The 17,294-nt window shown below is 64.0% G+C and carries 13 protein-coding genes; 6 read left to right on the top strand and 7 right to left on the bottom strand.

The window, feature by feature from the left end; all coding sequences use genetic code 11:
* Positions 1–16: 16 nt before the first annotated feature.
* Positions 17–3,889 carry an AsmA family protein gene (locus LB532_RS06755; protein ID WP_140639170.1) on the bottom strand — a complete coding sequence of 1,291 codons (3,873 nt, stop codon included), beginning with the start codon at positions 3,887–3,889 and terminating at the stop codon, positions 17–19.
* A gap of 224 nt (positions 3,890–4,113) precedes the next feature.
* Here LB532_RS06755 and LB532_RS06750 point away from each other — a divergent pair, with 224 nt between their 5' ends.
* Positions 4,114–5,097, top strand: coding sequence for a Dyp-type peroxidase (locus LB532_RS06750; RefSeq protein WP_224556461.1), 984 nt, complete (start codon positions 4,114–4,116; stop codon positions 5,095–5,097).
* A gap of 111 nt (positions 5,098–5,208) precedes the next feature.
* On the opposite strand, the gene LB532_RS06745 is transcribed toward LB532_RS06750, so the two are convergent.
* Both LB532_RS06745 and LB532_RS06740 read right to left on the bottom strand, forming a co-directional pair.
* Positions 5,209–5,730 (bottom strand): hypothetical protein, encoded by a 522-nt coding sequence (locus LB532_RS06745; RefSeq protein ID WP_140639172.1) that lies wholly within the window; start codon positions 5,728–5,730, stop codon positions 5,209–5,211.
* A gap of 101 nt (positions 5,731–5,831) precedes the next feature.
* Positions 5,832–7,247, bottom strand: coding sequence for an FAD-binding oxidoreductase (locus LB532_RS06740; RefSeq protein WP_140639173.1), 1,416 nt, complete (start codon positions 7,245–7,247; stop codon positions 5,832–5,834).
* A gap of 215 nt (positions 7,248–7,462) precedes the next feature.
* Here LB532_RS06740 and LB532_RS06735 point away from each other — a divergent pair, with 215 nt between their 5' ends.
* Positions 7,463–7,948 (top strand): thioesterase family protein, encoded by a 486-nt coding sequence (locus LB532_RS06735; RefSeq protein ID WP_140495288.1) that lies wholly within the window; start codon positions 7,463–7,465, stop codon positions 7,946–7,948.
* Between the two features lie 147 nt (positions 7,949–8,095).
* On the top strand, positions 8,096–8,293 hold the full coding sequence (locus LB532_RS06730) for a hypothetical protein (protein ID WP_140495286.1): 198 nt from the start codon (positions 8,096–8,098) through the stop codon (positions 8,291–8,293).
* Positions 8,294–8,344: 51 nt separating this feature from the next.
* Here LB532_RS06730 and LB532_RS06725 read toward each other — a convergent pair whose 3' ends face one another.
* Entirely contained in the window at positions 8,345–8,824 is a 480-nt protein-coding gene (locus tag LB532_RS06725) for an Lrp/AsnC family transcriptional regulator (RefSeq protein WP_140639174.1), read from the bottom strand.
* A gap of 89 nt (positions 8,825–8,913) precedes the next feature.
* Between LB532_RS06725 and LB532_RS06720 the strand changes: the two genes are divergently transcribed.
* Positions 8,914–9,816: an EamA family transporter gene (locus LB532_RS06720; RefSeq protein WP_140639175.1), complete on the top strand. Its 903-nt coding sequence runs from the start codon at positions 8,914–8,916 to the stop codon at positions 9,814–9,816.
* A gap of 8 nt (positions 9,817–9,824) precedes the next feature.
* On the opposite strand, the gene LB532_RS06715 is transcribed toward LB532_RS06720, so the two are convergent.
* Positions 9,825–10,724 carry a dienelactone hydrolase family protein gene (locus LB532_RS06715; protein WP_140639176.1) on the bottom strand — a complete coding sequence of 300 codons (900 nt, stop codon included), beginning with the start codon at positions 10,722–10,724 and terminating at the stop codon, positions 9,825–9,827.
* A gap of 390 nt (positions 10,725–11,114) precedes the next feature.
* On the opposite strand from LB532_RS06715, the gene LB532_RS06710 reads away from it, so the two are divergent.
* Positions 11,115–11,549, top strand: coding sequence for a hypothetical protein (locus LB532_RS06710; RefSeq protein ID WP_140639177.1), 435 nt, complete (start codon positions 11,115–11,117; stop codon positions 11,547–11,549).
* Between the two features lie 29 nt (positions 11,550–11,578).
* On the opposite strand, the gene LB532_RS06705 is transcribed toward LB532_RS06710, so the two are convergent.
* Positions 11,579–13,894 carry a glucose/quinate/shikimate family membrane-bound PQQ-dependent dehydrogenase gene (locus LB532_RS06705; protein ID WP_140639178.1) on the bottom strand — a complete coding sequence of 772 codons (2,316 nt, stop codon included), beginning with the start codon at positions 13,892–13,894 and terminating at the stop codon, positions 11,579–11,581.
* Positions 13,895–14,076: 182 nt separating this feature from the next.
* Between LB532_RS06705 and LB532_RS06700 the strand changes: the two genes are divergently transcribed.
* Positions 14,077–16,731, top strand: coding sequence for an ATP-dependent helicase (locus LB532_RS06700; protein WP_140639179.1), 2,655 nt, complete (start codon positions 14,077–14,079; stop codon positions 16,729–16,731).
* A 186-nt stretch (positions 16,732–16,917) separates the two neighbouring features.
* Here the strand turns inward: LB532_RS06700 and LB532_RS06695 are convergent, their stop codons facing one another.
* Positions 16,918–17,232: a hypothetical protein gene (locus tag LB532_RS06695; protein WP_140639180.1), complete on the bottom strand. Its 315-nt coding sequence runs from the start codon at positions 17,230–17,232 to the stop codon at positions 16,918–16,920.
* Positions 17,233–17,294 lie beyond the last annotated feature (62 nt).

The following is a 17,294-nucleotide window of genomic DNA, read 5'->3' as shown; positions in this document are numbered from 1 at the left end:
TCCCCTGCCTACTGCCCTACTGCAAAGACTTCAGCAAATTGTCGATCGTAGACGGATTGAACTGCGGTTTGGCCGGGGGCGGATTATCATTGGCCACCGGCGGCGGCGCCGGTTCCGGGTTCGGCGTCTGCTCGGCGCCCTTGCGCTCTGCTTCCAACCTTGCCCTCTCCTGCGAGGCGGTCCGCATCGCCTCCTCGGCCTTTGCCTTGGCATCCGCCTCGGCTTTGGCTTTTGCCTCGGCATCCGCCTTGGCCCTGGCCTCCGCTTCGGCCTGCGCCTGAGCTTCCGCCTCGGCTTTCGCCTTGGCGTCGGCCTCGGCCTTCAGCCGCGCCGCCTCCTCCCGCTGTCGCTGCTCCTCGGCCGCCTTGTCGCGCTGGTCCTGCAACGCAGCGTAGTAACGCACTTCGCGCCGCAGCCGCTGCTTCTCCAGCAATGCGGCCTGCATCGCCTCGACCCGCTGCTGCTCTTTCTCCAGCGCGCGCTGCGTCAGGAATTGCGCCAGCGGTTCGCTGTCGAACTGCCGTTTGACGGCGCCGAACGGCCCCTCGACGCTGAAATTCATCGCCGGCTCGGAACCGACGAGCGCTTCGTCGCCGGGCCGGTAGGTGACCGCGCCCTTGGCGGAGACCGTATCGGCATTGAGATCCGCCGTGATGTCGGCGGACAAGGTCGCCGAAGGATTTTCGAGGCTGATCGGCGGCGCCCGCAGCGTGCCACCTGCAATGGTGAAGGCGATGTCGGTATCCTTTGCCGCGAAACTCCCATCTGCCGCGATAGCAGGGGCGAAGCCGGCTGTCTTGGCTGCATCGATATCGCGGCCGATCGCGTCGGCCTTGGCGAGGAAGGTGTTGAACGCATCGGGATTGACGCCGGCGACCGTAACGCCCTTCAGCGCCGCCGTGCCCGAACCCGACAGAGCGGCGATCATCGCGTCGACCGATTTGCCGCTTGTCGAAAACGCCGCGGAGATATCCCCCTTGCCGTCGATGCCGGCATTCGGCAGCACGGCTGGCAAATCGGCGTCCGCAAGCTTCATCTGGCCGGTGAAAAGCCCGGTGCCGTCATTGTTTTTCAATTCGAACAGGCCGGTCAGCGCACCGCCAAGGAATTTCGCCCTGAGATCGGACACGCGGATGCCTTCCTGGTCGAGCTTCAGCGACAAGGCCGCGTCATAGGCGGTCGCGAATGGTCCTGCGGCGAGGGAAGCCGCGGTCAAGTCGAGATCGGCCGTGAACGGAAGGCTGGATTTCTGGCTGAACGGAGCCGACGGCCACACACCGCCTTTATTGTCTCCGTTCTTGTCCGTGAACGCGGAATCGCCGAACAGCGCCACCGCCATCGGGTCGAGATCGAGTTCGTCGAGCGCCAGCGCGCCGGCCAGATGCGGCACGCCATCCTTGCCGCCAATCCCCTCCTTGACGTCGATATTCACGTCACCCGACACCGCAGCTTCGTTGATGGCGGCATTGAGGCCGGAGAGCACCAGTAGGCCGTTGCCGTAATCGGCCTGCGCGGTGAGCGACGTCGACATGCCTGTTCCCATGCCTGGCAGGCCTATGCCTGATGTCATCAACCAGGGCTCGATGTCGGCCGCATCGAGGCTGACCTTGCCCTTTGCGACCGGACCTTGCGGTGTGTCGGCTACGGTGCCGTCGAAACCGGCGTTGAAGTCGTTGCCGGCAAGGCTGAAGCTCGTCGCCAGGCCGCCGCCCAGCGTGCCCTTGGCCTGGATGTCGGTGCTTGCCTCGCCGAGCATGCCGAGCGGCAGCGCCGGCAAGCCGTAAAGTGCCAGCAGCGCGGTGGCGTCGGGGTTCCTGGCATTGAAGGTCAGCGCCACAGGCGCTTCAAGAAGCTTCTCGACCGCTCCCTTCCCCGACAGCGAGGCGGAAAAGGACGATCCGCCGGCCTTGCCTTGCCCACTCACCGCAAGCCCCGTTGTGCCGTCGCCATTGTCGGCGGCACTCACCACAAGATCGACGCGTGAATCCTGGAACAGGTCGGGATAGGCTGCGGCGCGGCTAGCCAGTCCCTTGAGCACGGCATTGTCGGCATAGTGCTGCGCCGCCACGTCGATCAGTGGCTTCAGGTCTACGGCGACCACGGAGGCGTCGAGCTTGCCGGTCGGGCTCGCCGGAAAATCCTTGATCCGGCCGGTGGCGCTGATCGACGCGCCAGCCAGCCCGCCCACCGACAGCCGGTCGATCTCAAGTAGCCCGTCGCGCAGCCTGAGCGCGGTGTCGACCGTATCGGCGGTCAAGCCTCCGGCACTGACCGGTCCCGCCTTGATCTGGAAATCGAGGTCGCGGTCGGCAAATCGGTTGGCGCCCTTGTCGCTGATGAAGATCGAGGCGAAGGCCGCCAGCCCGTCGACATCGAGATCGCCGCCTTCCAGCCGCATCAGCACCGAGGGCCTGGCGTCGTCGGGCTGGCTGGAATCGATGCGGCCGGAAAACGTCGCCTTGCCCAGGACCAGTTCGAGATCGCTGAAGGCCTGGCGCTTTTCGGAGAGATCGACCCTGGCCCGGAAGCCGGCGGCGGGCAGGCGCCGGATCGCCTCGTCGACATCCTTCGACAACCAGGCAGCGAAGCCGGAAGGCTGCGCCACGGCCAGCAGCAGCGAACCGGTGAAGCCGAAATGGTTCTCGACGCTGAGCAGGCCGTCGGCCTCCAGCGTGGCGCGGCCGGGCAGTGTCGCGGCAAGCGATTTCACCGACCAGCCGCCATCGACCGGTTCGGCGGAAAGATGAACGTCGCGAACCGTGGTGTCGCCGGCCACGACGGCCGGCAACCTGACCTCGACCGTTCCGGGAATGGTCGGCTTAGGCAGGTCGAGCAAGGCCTGTTCCAGTCCGGCAATGCGCTGATCCAGTGTCAAGCCGGCGCCTGCCGCCGCACCCACGGCCTCGTCGAACTGCACCTGCGCGCCATTGGCCTCGATGGCGAAGCTTGGATTCTGCCCGAGATCGACCGAGGCCTTGCCGTCGGCGGTATATGGATTGTCGAGCGGCCCGGTCTCGAAGCGGAATTCATCGATGCCGAGCTTCTGGTGATCGAGCGCGAACTTGCCGTTGACCCGAAAGCCGGGATCGGACTTGCCGGTGCCGACCTTCACCGTCTCGCCATCGGTGCCCCGCAACTGGGCCGAGTTCTTGTCGGCGCCGGAAATCTTGAACTGTCCGGAGTAGATGGCGGCTCCGTTGACGATGCCGGCATTGCCGTCGGTTTCGATGACCAGCGGATAGGCGTCGGGATCGGCCTTGAGCCGAAACCGCATCTGGCCGTTGGCTTCGACCTTGCCGGTGGTGGCGGCAACCGTCGTGCGCAGGCCGTCGAACCTCAGCGTGCCCTCCATGCGCCACGGGCCCGCCAGCGATTTGGCCGAAATGGTCGAATTGATCTCGGACATGATGTGGCTGCGTCCGCCGGCGGCATGACGCAACTCGATCTGCCCTTCCGTCACCGTCAGCTTCTCGATCGATATCTGGTTGAGGTTGAAGGGCGAGGACGGCCGCATCGCCCAGTCGACAGTGCCATTGGCGGCGATGTCGATCGTCGCTTTCGGCCGCACCAGCCGCATGTCGAAAATCAGCACCTCGCCACGCAGGAACGGCGCCAGTTCCGCATCCATCGAAAACGTCTCGACGGTCATAGCCGGCTGGCCGGCGGGGCCGCCGGCAACGGCGACATTGGAGAAGGTTACCGACGGAAACGGCAACAAGCGCGCCGTGGCGGCGCCCTGCACGGTCACCTTGCGGCCGAGAATGGCGCTCGCTTCGCGCTCGAACTGCGCTCGATAGCCGGACCAGTCGACAAAATACGGCCCCACCAGCGCCGCGCACAGCACCAGCACGAACAGGCCACCGAAGATCACGAACAGGCGTGCGAGCATCAGCTCCGAACGGCTTGGTTGAAATCAGCCGCACTCTACCTGCATCCGCGTGTCGATAAAGAGGCAATTCGATCGTCGTCGGCGACAACCATGGACCGGGTTCGATGTTGCGCGGTCGCTCTTGATCGCGATACCTTGCTTTGGGCGTCCTCGCCCTGTTCCGGTCGCGGCGTTTTCCGATCCGGGATCGTCTGAAACAATCCTGGAAAAGCGGAGAATTGGGGATGTCGGGGAAGAACTGGGACCGTGTGCCGATCGATGCGCAGAGCGTCGATGCGCCGCTTTCGCAATCTGCGATTTTCCTTGTCGTCACCATAGCCGATGAACCGCCGGTTCTCGCAAGGGTTTGTTCCGTGCTCGGCGACCTTGACGACCTGGTCAAGACCGTCGGGTTCCGCGACCTTGGCGGGCGCCTATCCTGCATCGCCGGCATCGGCCGCGACCTCTGGGATCGGCTCAGCCCCGGCCGGCGGCCGGCGGAGTTGAAGCGGTTCGCGCCGATCAAGGGAGCGGTTCACGCCGCGCCGACGACGCCGGGCGACCTTCTCTTCCATATCCGCTCCGAGCGGCCCGACATGTGCTTCGAGTTCGAGCGTATCCTGCTGGACAGGCTTGGTCCCGGCGTGACCGTCGTCGACGAAGTCTCGGGCTTCCGCTATTTCGACGCGCGTGACCTGCTCGGCTTTGTCGACGGCACGGCCAACCCAACCGGCCTCGACCTGCCCGCCTCGGCACTGGTCGGCGACGAGGACGCCGAGTTCGCCGGCGGCAGCTACGTCGTCGTTCAGAAGTATCTGCACGATCTCGGCGCCTGGGCGGAAATTCCAACGCCTTTGCAAGAAGCGATCATCGGCCGCACCAAGATCGACAATATCGAAATCGATGACGACGACGCGCCGCGCAAATCGCACAAGTCGCTTGCCACCGTGGTCGATGCCGACGGCAACGAATACGACATATTGCGCGACAACATGCCGTTCGGCAGGCCGGGACAGCGGGAATTCGGCACTTACTTCATCGGCTATTCGAGGTATCTCTGGGTGATCGAGAAGATGCTGCAGCGCATGTATGTCGGCGACCCGCCCGGCGCCTATGACCGGCTGCTTGATTTCTCCACCCCTCACACCGGCACGACATTCTTCGCGCCCACCCGGCCGGTGCTGCAGGCGCTTGCCGAAGCAGCGCCAGAGAAGTTGGCCACTCGGTAGACGGCGCACGCCGCGTCAAAGCGTATCGACAGGTGCCGGCGGAGAAGCGTCTGTCGTGCATCGGCGTGCTGCGGAGACCAGCACGCGATCATCGGCGTCACCAGTGCGAATTCAACGCGCGTCGCGCTTTGCCTGCGCCACCTTGGCCGCCTTGCGTTGTCGGCCGAGCTCGGCCGGCCGAACCAGATTTGGCGTCCTCTGGTTTGCCACGGCCCGCATGCCCTTGTGCGCGGTGCGCGCGTTGAATGCTGGACCGTCCGTCGGCGCTTTCTGCTTCAGGGCCAGCGCCTTGCGCGCGCTGTCCACCAATGAGACGCGCGCCGCCAGTTGCCGGCGCCGTTCGACCTCGCCATTCAACCGTCGCATGGCCATCGCCAGCACCGCAAGCTTCAACTGCGAGCCGCCGTCGGCTTTCGAGGCAGCCGCGCCCTTGGGCGCGCCTTTGCCGCGGATTTCGCGCCGGCGTCGATGCGCCTCGGTCTGCGCCTTGTCGCGCCGCTCCCGCAGGCGTTTGACGAGGCCGGACAGATCGGCGTCAGAAAGGTCCTGGACCGCCGGATGGTGCGATTTCTCCACCAGCTCGTGTTCGTCGGCACTCAGCGCGCGCGCTTCTTCCTTGCGTGAAATCGCCATGACACCACTCCTCCGCTTGGATTGCCCGCCTCTTCCGGACCTCCAGCATACGGAATCTCGGCCCGATTGGCGGTGGGGTCAAGACGAGTCTATGACGGCGCCTACTCGGCAGCCGGCAGGATCTTGCCCGGGTTCATGATATCGAGCGGATCGAGCGCCTGCTTGATCGTGCGCATGATGTCGACGCCGTGGCCGAGCTCGTGGCGCAGGAAGCCGATCTTGCCCTGGCCGATGCCATGCTCGCCCGTGCAGGTGCCCTCCATGGCGATGGCCCGCATGTTGAGCCGGGCCACGAACTTTTCCGACAGCGCGATTTCCTTCGGGTCGTTCACGTCCATCAGCACCAGCACGTGGAAATTGCCGTCGCCGGCATGGCCGACGATCGGCGCGACAAGCCCCATTTCGGCAATGTCGGCCTCGGTTTCGGTGACGCATTCGGCAAAACGCGAGATCGGAACGCAGACGTCGGTCGACAGGCCCTTGGCGCCTGGCCGCAGCGTCAGCGACGACCAATAGGCATCATGCCTGGCCTTCCACAGCTTGGTGCGCTCCTCGGCGACGCTGGTCCACAGGAAAGGGCCGCCGCCATTTTCTTCCGAGATCATGCCAAAGGTCTCTGCCTGCTCGGCGACGCCGGCATCCGAGCCGTGGAACTCGACGAACAGGCACGGGCTTTCAGGATAGTCGAGCTTGGAATAGTTCTTCATTGCCCGCATCTGCAGCGCGTTGACCAGTTCGATGCGCGCCACCGGAATGCCCATCTGGATCGTCGCGATCACTGTGTCGCAAGCCGCCTCCAGGCTGGGGAACGGACAAACGCCGCCCGAGATCGCCTGCGGAATGCCTTGTAGCTTCAGCGTCAGCGAGGTGATGATGCCAAGCGTGCCTTCCGAACCGATCAACAGTCTGGTCAAATCATAGCCGGCCGAGCTCTTTTTCGCGCGCTTGCCCGTCGTCACCGCCTCGCCGTCGGCCATCACAACCGTCAGCGACAGCACATTCTCGCGCATGGTGCCGTAGCGCACCGCATTGGTGCCGGATGCCCGCGTCGCAGCCATGCCGCCAAGCGAGGCATTGGCGCCCGGATCGATCGGGAAGAACAGGCCGGTGTCGCGCAGATGCCGGTTCAGATCCTCGCGAGTCACCCCGGGCTCGACCGTGCAGTCGAGATCCTGCGGATTCACCGATAGTATCTGGTTCATCCGCGAAGTGTCGACCGAGATGCCGCCGCCCGGCGCATTTGTGTGGCCTTCCAATGAGGAGCCGACGCCGAAGGCGATCACCGGCACGCGGTGCGCGGCGCAGGCGCGCACGATCTCCTGTACCTCGGCGGTCGTTTCCGGGAAGACGACGCCGTCCGGCGCCTGCGTCGGAATGTAGGTGGTGGTATGCGCATGCTGGGAACGGACCGCCTGGCCGGTCTGGAAGCGCTCGCCAAACCGCTGCTTGAGGATGCCGAGCACGGCGGTGATGCCTTCTTCGTTGCGCTCGACCGCATTGAGGTCGCTCAGGGCCATGAATTCCTCCGCGAATGGAACAGTGTCCATGCTTGTCATGCATTTATGGATGATGCCTAACGCAATTCCAGGAAAAGTGTGAAGCGGTTTTCCCGGGAAAAGCGCCTAGCGCTTTCCCTAGGGAATTGTGTCAAAGAGGCGGTCCGATGTTTCCGTGAAACGATGAACCGCTCTTACAACCACGCTCTGTCCAACACCAGAACAAGGAAGTTGCCATGCCGATCCCCGCCCCTTTTGTTTCTCAGCCAATGGCTATCGAGAAGGACTGGATCGACTATAACGGCCATCTCAATATGGCCTACTACAACGTCCTGTTCGACCGCTGTTCGGATGAAGCCTTCGAGGCGATGGGCATGGGACTGGACTATGTCAAGAACCGCCGCCTCACCATCTACACCGCCGAAGTCCATGTCTGCTATGTGCAGGAACTGCATCTCGACCACAAGGTCACGGTCTCCTTCCAGCTCATCGACCATGACGAGAAGCGGTTGCGGTTCTATCAGGAAATCCGCCATGCCGACGGCTGGCTCGCCGCCACGTCCGAGCAGCTTGCACTGCATGTCGACATGTCCGGGCCCAAGGTAGCCCCCTTCCCCGCCGACGTGCTGGCCAAGATCGAAGCGATGCGCGCCGCTCACGCAGCCTTGCCGATGCCCGAGCGCGCTGGCCGCTCGATCGGCATCAAACGCAAGACGGCTTGAACCCGCCCGGGGCCCGCGTTAACCTTACCGAGGTTTTAACGGGAACAAGCCGATTGGACCGTTGCGCGACTCAGCGGGCCGTTCGAAAACGATCCGCATCGAAGTAGCGACACGGGCGGCGGGGCATAGCCGATTCGGGGGACGTGCATGAAAACCGATATCAAAGTCGAGGTGGACAGGCTCGCCGCCGATCCGCGCATTACCGACTATGATTTCTGGCGCTCGCTGAAGAACGTCAACAACGAGATCTTCCACATCGCCAACAACAATGAGCCGATCCCCTTCGACATGATCCGCTGGCGCGTTATCCTTAAGCAGGCCCGCATGAAGCGCGGCCACGCCTGACGCTGCGGGTAGAGCGGCTACTTCCGTTGACGACATTCCAGGGGTTTGACCTCAACCCTGTCGCCTGATTGCCGCCAGCGGCGAGCGCGCCGCCACCGGCGATGACTGGATGATCGCCGTGTTGGTCATCGCGTAGGGAATGATGCGGTCGATCACCCGTTCGAGTTCGGCCATTGAGCCGACATGCGCCAGCGCGATGAAACAGTCCTCACCGGTTACCCGGTCGCATTGCGCGATCTCCGGCAGGTCGCGGATGATCTCGGCCACGACGGCGAGCTGCCCCGGCACCGGCCTGACGCGCAGCCATGCCGACAGGTTCAGGCCAAGCGCCGCCGGATTGATCCGCACGCAATAGGCTTCGATGACGCCGCTCTCCTGAAGCTGCCTGATGCGCTCGGATACGCTCGGCGCCGACAGGCCGACGGCGCGCGCCAGTTCGGCCGTGCTGGCGCGCGCATCTTTTTCCAGCAGGCGCAGGATCTTCAGATCGACCGCATCGAGATCGATATTTTGGTTTCGAAGGTGTTTCATCAAAAACTCCTTGCATCTGGAAAGCGATCGAGATCATCGAATGATCACCACCCATATCAGACGGAAAAATTACCTGCGATACTGATCCGGTGAACGATCAGGCGCAAGTCCAAACCACGCGCACCGCAGGTGCGGCCTTTACCAGACTGACGACATCACTGCCGCCGCATGTCTGGTTCTGCGTCAGCGCCGTGTTCCACTATCTCGGCCCTGCCTTCGCCGTACTTTTGTTCGCGCAGATCGGCGTGCTTGGTATGGCCTGGTTGCGCATCGCCACCGCCGCGTTGATCTTCGCGCCGCTGACGCGTCCGTGGCGAATCTTCGCCCAGGCCGATCGGTCGACACGGCTGCTGCTGCTCGCCTTCGGCGCCTGTCTCGCAGTGATGAATTGCTCCTTCTATCTGGCGCTCGACCGCCTGCCGATCTCGCTGGTGGCCGCGATCGAATTCGTCGGCACCATCGGCGTCGCGCTGGTCGGTCTCCGAAGCGCGCGCAATCTCGCTGCCCTTGCTGTCGCCGTGGCCGGCACCTTGCTGCTGATCGACGTCAAATGGTCCAGCGATCCCATCGGTCTGTTCTGGGCCTTCCTCAATGGCGCGCTCTTTGTGGGCTATATCGTGCTCGGCCATCGCGTCGCCGCTTCAGGCGCCGGCGGCGGCATTGCCGGGCTCGGCGCCGCCATGGCCGTCGCCTTCCTGGTCGTGCTGCCGATCGGCTTCACCGATGCATTGCCGGCCTTTTTCGCCCCGCTGCTGTTGCTGGCAGCCATCGGCGTCGGCATCTGTTCCTCGGTCATCCCCTATATCTGCGACCAGCTCGCCATGGCGCGGCTGCCGCGGTCGAGCTTCGCGCTGATGCTGTCGCTGCTACCGGTCACCGCGACGCTGATCGGCATCTTGGTGCTGCGCCAGATCCCCGGCATCAGCGACTGCATCGGTATTGCGCTGGTGGTGGCCGGCGTTGCCTTGCACAGGCCGGCGAGCGCGCAGTAGATCCTGCGCTAAGCCAGTTTCTCCTTCAGGAAGGCGACGGTCCGGCCCCAGGCGAGATCAGCCGCCTTCTTGTCATAGCGCGCTGCCGAAGTGTCGTTGTTGAAGGCGTGATTGGCGCCTTCATAGACATAGACCATGTATTCGACATGCGCGGCATCGAGCTCCTTCTTGAAGGCGTCGATCCCGGCATTGGTGCGCTCATCCAATCCCGCATAATGCAGCATCAGCGCCGCCTTGATCTTCGAAACGTCCGCGGCCTTCGGCTGCATGCCGTAATAGGCGACGCTTGCCGCCAGATCAGGCGCGTTCACGGCGAGCATGTTGGCCGTGCCGCCGCCCCAGCAGAAGCCGACGGCGCCGACCTTGCCGTTGCCGTCCTTGTCGGCCTTGAGGAAAGCCACTGTCGCGACGCCATTGGCGACCGTCTGCGCCGTATCCAGCTTGGTGAACATGTCGCGCGCCTTGTCCTCGTCGGCGGGCGTGCCGCCGAGCGGCGACAGGAAATCCGGCGCGAGCGCCACGAACCCCTCGAGCGCCACGCGCCGGGCGATGTCGCGTATATGCGGGTTGAGTCCTCTGTTCTCGTGGATGACGATGACGGTGCCGAGCTTGCCCGCCTGATCCGCCGGCCTGACCAGATAGCCCTTCATCTCGCCGCCGGCCCCAGGATAGGTGATGTCCTGGCCTTTCACGCGGGGATCGTTCTCCGCGACGATGGCCGCCTGAGCGGAATTCGCCGCCAGCATCGGTGCGATCGCCGCGGCCGCCGCCCCTGACCCGGCAAGCCGGGTCAGTTGCTCCATGAAGCGGCGGCGATCGAGTGTCAGATGCGTGTATTCGTCATAGGCGTCGATCATCGCCTGGGTGATCCCAGGCTTTGCTGGTGTCGTGGCGGCTGCTTTGGTCATGGCGCATTCCTCGGCTTCAAGCTTCAATACCGGAGCTACATAGGAGCGCGGCTGGCCCGGTCCAGCCTGGATGGGCGCAGCGGCGAGCAATGCCCGCAGCCGGCAATGTCGGCGCCCCACATCACATTTTGGTCATCGCCATGAATCCTGCAGGCACCTGCCACAACAATAAGGGAAGCTGCGTGCTACCGATGCCCGTGCCATCCCGTTCCGACCAGAAGGACTGCCGCCGATGACCATGCCTATCCTCACCAGCGCGTTCATCCTTGCTCTGGCTGCCGCTCAGGCATTACGCTTCAGGCTTGCGGACGCAGGCAGGCGGTCGATGATCGAGCTTCGCATCGGCCGGGACCCCGCACGGACCCGAAATCCCAAATTTGAGGTGAGACCATGAACATTCAGGATATCGTCAACACCGTCTCGCAAAAGGCGGGCCTCGACCAGGCAACGACCGAGAAAGTCGTCGGCACCATCTTCTCGGTACTGGAGCACGAGGCGGAAGGCACCAACGTCTCGGGTTTCTTCGCCAAGATTCCCGGCGCCGACGATCTCGCCCGCCAATACGACGTCATGGCCGCTGGCGCGGCCGGCGGTGGTGGCCTGCTGTCGTCACTGCAAGGCGCGCTGGGCGGTGTTCTTGGCGAAAAAGCCGGCGCACTGATCAACGGCGTCGCCGCGCTCAAGGCCTCCGGCCTCGACATGGCGCAGATCAGACAGGCCGGCGCCGCGCTGATCCAACAGGCCGAAGCCGCCGCCGGGCCTGACCTCACCAATGAAGTGCTCGGTTCGGTGCCCAGCCTGAGGGGCCATCTCGGAATCAGTTAGGGCGCGATCCTGCGGGACTGTACCCGTTCCTACTTCGGAAGCGCATACGCCATCACATAATCGCCGGGCTTGGTGCCGACGGAGCCATGGCCGCCGGCGACTATGACCACGAACTGACGCCCGTCAGCCACCGTATAGGTCATCGGCGTCGATTGCCCGCCGGCTGGCAGGCGCGCCTGCCAGAGCTGCCTGCCTGAGGTCACGTCGTAGGCGCGCAGGTAGTCGTCGACCGCGGCGCCGAGGAAAGCCACCCCGCCGGCGGTGATCATCGGCCCGCCAATGCCGGGCACGCCGACCTTCAGCGGCAAAGGCAGCGGCGTCATGTCATAGACCGTGCCGTTCCTGTGCTTGTAGACGATCTGTCCGGTCCTGAGGTCGGCGCCGGCGACATAGCCCCATGGCGGCGCCTGGCACGGAATGCCGAGCGGTGACAGGAACGGTCCCATCACCACCGCATAAGGAGCGCCGTCATTGCGGTTCAGCCCCTGCTCGCTGCCCTTGGCGTCGCCAGGCGGCGGCACGTCCGCACGGGGCACAAGCCTCGAGGTGAAGGCAAGATAAGTCGGCATGCCGAACAGTACCTGCCGCACCGGATCGACCGCCACCCCGCCCCAGTTGAAGACTCCGAAATTGCCGGGATAGACCAACGTGCCCTGTAGCGAGGGCGGCGTGTAGCGGCCCTCATAGCGCAATCTGTGCAGCGAGATCCGGCAGGCCAGCTGGTCGAACATGGTGATGCCCCACATGTCGGCACCGGTCAGCGGCGGCGGATTGAAGGAAAGGTCAGATACCGGCTGCGTCGGCGATGTGTGGTCGCCTTCGATAGCGCCGCCAGGCGCTGGCACTTCCTTGACCGGAATGATCGGCTCGCCGGTGCGCCGGTCGAGCACATAGAGGTCGCCCTGCTTGGTCGGCCCGACCAGCGCCGGCACGACGGTGCCGTCGGCCTTGGTGATGTCGACCAGGCTCGGCTGCGCTGGCACGTCCATGTCCCACAAATCATGGTGCACGGTCTGGCGCACCCATTTCAATTGCCCCGTATTGAGGTCGAGCGCGGTGATCGAGGAGGAGAATTTCTCGACATTGGCGCTGCGGCCGGCGCCGAGCTGGTCCGGCGTCTGGTTGCCTAGCGGTATGTAGAGCAGGCCGAGTTTTTCGTCGGCACTCGGCGTCGACCACATGTTGGGCGAATTGGCGGTGTAGGTCTGGCCTGCCGCCAGCGGCGTGGTCTGGTCGGGATTGCCGGAATCCCAGTTCCAGATCAGCGCGCCGGTGCTGGCATCGAAGGCGCGGATGACGCCGGAGGGCTCCTGCGTCGAATAATTGTCGTTGACGGCGCCGCCGATGATGATCTTGCCGCCCGATATCAGCGGCGCCGAGGTCGAATAGTAATAGCCGGACTTGGGATAAGGCATGCCGGTCAGAAGGTTCAGCGTACCGCCTTCGGCAAACGAGGAGCAGACCTGCCCGTTGGCGGCGTCGAGCGCGATCAGCCGCGCATCCGAAGTCGGCAGGTAGACGCGGGCCGCGCAAGGCTGGCCGGGAGCGATCTTGGCGTCGGCGTAGTAGGAGACGCCGCGGCAGGTCTGGTGCTGGCGGTCCTTGTCGAGCTTGACCTGGGGATCGTAGCGCCACTTCTCCTTGCCCGTGGCCGCATCGATGGCGATGGCGAAATTGTGCGGCGTGCAGATGTAGAGCGTATCGGCGATCTTCAGCGGCGTCACCTGATAGGTGGTCTCGCCGACATCGTCGGGACCTTTCACGTCGCCGGTGCGATAAGTCCAGGCCGGCTGCAGGTTGGCGACATTCTCCGGCGTGATCTGGTCGAGTGGCGAATAGCGCTGGCCATAGGGCGTGCGGCCGTAGAAGTGCCATTCGCCGGCAGGTATGTCGCCGCCGAGATCAGCCGCCGGGGTCACCTTGTCGGTGTCGAGATTGCCGGCAATATCCTTGGGATCGGTCGTCATTGAATAGCCGGCAACCGCCAGCGACGCCAAAACGGCGAGAATGAGCGGCGCGCGGCCATCGGGACCAACAAGGCCCCGCCTCGCCCACGGCGTCAGCAGCCACAACGCGACGAGCACGATGATGCCGCCGCGCGGCCCGAGTTCCCACCAGTCGAAGCCGATTTCCCAGACCGCCCAGGCAAGCGTGCCCAGCACGATCGCGGCGTAGAGCCAGAGCGCGGTGGATCTGCGCCGGTAGAGCAGCCATGCGGCGATGAGGAAGGCGATGCCTGATATGATGTAGTACCAGCTACCTCCCAGTGAAGCCAACCAGATGCCGCCGGCGCCAAGCGCGAGGCCGATGAGGAGGAGAATGAGGGAGGTGATGGTGACAGCCAAGATGATACTCCTTCGACTGTTGCACGCCTCGAGGCGGCCGTGGGCAGCAGGATCCCCTCCCTGCCCTTTGCGCAGCTTTCCCTCACCCGCCCTGCCTGTCAAGCAGGCCGGAAACAATCAGGGGTGGAACAAAACGTAGACAGTTCTGGTCTTTCTCCGCCGAATCACTACATTCGGGGGCGATGTCCGGCTTTTCCGAAGACATGCCCTTTTTCGATGAACCCGATGCGCGGCCCACCGCCCCGTCGGGCATCGCCGCGCGCGCCATGGCTGCCCGCAGCGGCCACAACAACGCGCCCGACTATCTCAAGGGATTGAACCCCGAACAGCGGCTGGCGGTGGAAACGACCGAAGGCCCGGTTCTGGTGCTGGCCGGCGCCGGCACCGGCAAGACGCGCGTCTTGACCACCCGCATCGCCCACATCCTGGCGACCGGAAAAGCCTTTCCCTCGCAGATCCTGGCCGTGACCTTCACCAACAAGGCCGCGCGCGAGATGAAGCAGCGCATAGGCATCCTGATCGGCGAAGGCAATGTCGAGGGCATGCCCTGGCTCGGCACCTTCCACTCGATCGGCGTCAAACTCCTACGCAGGCACGCCGAGCTTGCCGGGCTGAAATCAGACTTCACCATCCTCGACACCGACGACGTCGTGCGGCTGATCAAGCAGTTGATCCAGGCCGAGGGCCTCGACGACAAGCGCTGGCCGGCCAAGCAGTTCGCGCAGATGATCGACGGCTGGAAGAACAAGGGGCAAGGCCCGGCCGATATCGCCGAGGGCGATGCGCGCAGTTTCGCCAACGGCAAGGGCCGCGAGCTCTACAGGGCGTATCAGGAGCGCCTGCAGACGCTGAACGCCTGCGATTTCGGCGATCTGCTCTGCCACCCGATCCGCATCTTCCGCGCCAATCCGGATGTGCTGAAGGAATATCACAAGCGCTTCAGATACATCCTCGTCGACGAGTACCAGGACACCAACACCGCCCAATACATGTGGCTGCGGCTCCTGGCGCAACGGCCAAATAGCGGGCGTAGTGCGACGTCTACGGATTTGCATTCGGCCGAAGGCCGCAAGCCCGACCGGGCGTTCGAGCCTTTGCGAGGCCCGCGCGGAGGGCCCGCGCCGGCAGGCGCGGAACAGCCCGTGAGCGAAAACAAAGTCAATATCTGCTGCGTCGGCGACGACGACCAGTCGATCTATGGCTGGCGCGGCGCGGAGGTCGACAACATCCTGCGCTTCGACAAGGACTTTCCCGGCGCCACCATCATCCGGCTGGAGCGCAATTATCGCTCCACCGCGCATATCCTCGGCGCCGCTTCGCACCTCATCGCCCACAACGAAGGCCGCTTCGGCAAGACGCTGTTCACCGATCGCGACGATCCCGAGGATGGCAAGGTCAACGTCCACGCAGCCTGGGATTCCGAGGAGGAAGCGCGCGCTGTCGGCGAGACCATCGAGGCTTATCAGCGCCAGAAGCATAACCTCAACGACATGGCGATCCTGGTGCGGGCGTCTTTCCAGATGCGCGAGTTCGAGGACCGCTTCGTCACGCTCGGTCTCAACTACCGCGTCATTGGCGGCCCGCGCTTCTATGAGCGCATGGAGATCCGCGACGCGCTTGCCTTCTTCCGCGTCGTCGCGCAAGGCGCCGACGATCTCGCCTTCGAGCGGATCGTCAATGTGCCCAAGCGCGGCCTCGGCGAAACCACCATCCGCCAGATCCACGACACGGCCCGCGCGCTGCGCGTACCGATGTTGGAAGCCGCCGCCAAGCTCGCCGAGAGCGATGAATTGAAGCCCAAGCCGCGCGCCGCATTGCGCGAGGTCGCGGCCAATTTCGAACGCTGGCAGAAGGCGCTGGAAACCACGCCGCACACCGAACTGGCCGAGACCATCCTGGAAGAGAGCGGCTACACCGACATGTGGAAGAACGACCGTTCGGTCGAGGCGCCCGGCCGGCTGGAGAACCTCAAGGAACTGATCCGCTCCATGGAGGAGTATGAATCGCTGCGCTCCTTCCTCGAACATGTCGCTCTGGTCATGGATGCCGAGCAGAACGCCGAACTCGACGCCGTCAACATCATGACGCTGCATTCGGCCAAAGGCCTCGAATTCGAGACCGTTTTTCTCCCGGGCTGGGAGGAAGGCCTGTTCCCGCACCAGCGCGCGCTGGACGAAGGCGGCCGTTCCGGCCTGGAGGAGGAGCGCCGGCTGGCCTATGTTGGCGTCACCCGCGCCAAGAAGAACCTGCACATCTGGTTCGTCTCCAACCGCCGCATCCACGGCCTGTGGCAATCGACGATTCCCTCCCGCTTCCTCGATGAACTGCCTGAAACCCATGTCGAAGTCGCCGAAAGCGGCAACTCCTATGGCGGCTACGGCAATTCCTATGGCGGCGGCTCGTTCGCTTCCGGCCGGGGCGGCCGCCAGAACCCCTATGGCGCCTCGCGCTTCGACAATGTCGGCGCCGAAAAATCGGGCGCCTTCTCCAACAGCTACGCCACGCCGGGCTGGCAGCGGGCGCAGCAGAACCGCACCGAAGCGACCGATCGCAACTGGGGCTCGCGCTCCGGCCACCAGGTCGAGCGCATCGGCTATGGCGAGACCGACAGCGGCTACGGCGCCGGCCGCACGAGCATCAAGGGCCGCACTATCGATGGCGAGCTGGTCGCCAAATCCGTCGCCGACACGCCGTCCCCCTTCAACGTCGGCGACCGCGTCTTCCACCAGAAATTCGGCAACGGCAACATCGCGGCCATTGAAGGCAACAAGCTGACCATCGACTTCGACAAGGCCGGCCAGAAACGCGTGCTCGACGGGTTTGTCGCGGCGGTGTGAGAAAAATGGACACTTACTCTGGTTAGGAGTTGGTCGAAAAATCCTGAGATTTCTGGATATGAAATCGAAGTAGATTTTGACCCTAATTATATTTGCGATTTCACAGCTAAAATTGACTGGAATGAATCCAATAGCGTGGACGTCCGAAGTGAACGGAACTTTCGGTAGCCACCCGGGCCGGACCGCTCAATCCACCTTCTTCTCGCCCGCCTCGCCTGCTTTGACGATGTCGCCCGTGGTGAACAGGATCTCCTTCAGTTCCGCCCGCCAGTCCTTCTTCTGGCGCAGCAGGAATTCGAGGTCCATGCCGAAATGCTTGAATTCCTCGCCTTGCGCGTTCTTCATGATGGCGCGGGCTTGCGGGTCCTTTTCCACCGACATGCGCTGCTCGTACCAACTGATCGCTTCCGCCTCCTCGATCAGCGAGGTGATCATGCGGGCAAAGGTCCGCACCTCCTGCGACAATTCCTCGGGCGGTTCGTGATATTGGTCGAAACCCATGTCGTCCTCCCTCAATGGCTCGCAAATGCAGCCTGGCCGCACCCATGAATGCACGGGGAACA

Source organism: Mesorhizobium sp. ESP-6-2 (assembly GCF_020164675.1).
Lineage (GTDB): Bacteria > Pseudomonadota > Alphaproteobacteria > Rhizobiales > Rhizobiaceae > Mesorhizobium.
Note: the sequence above shows the minus strand (reverse complement) of the source record. Positions and strands in the feature narration are given on the sequence as shown.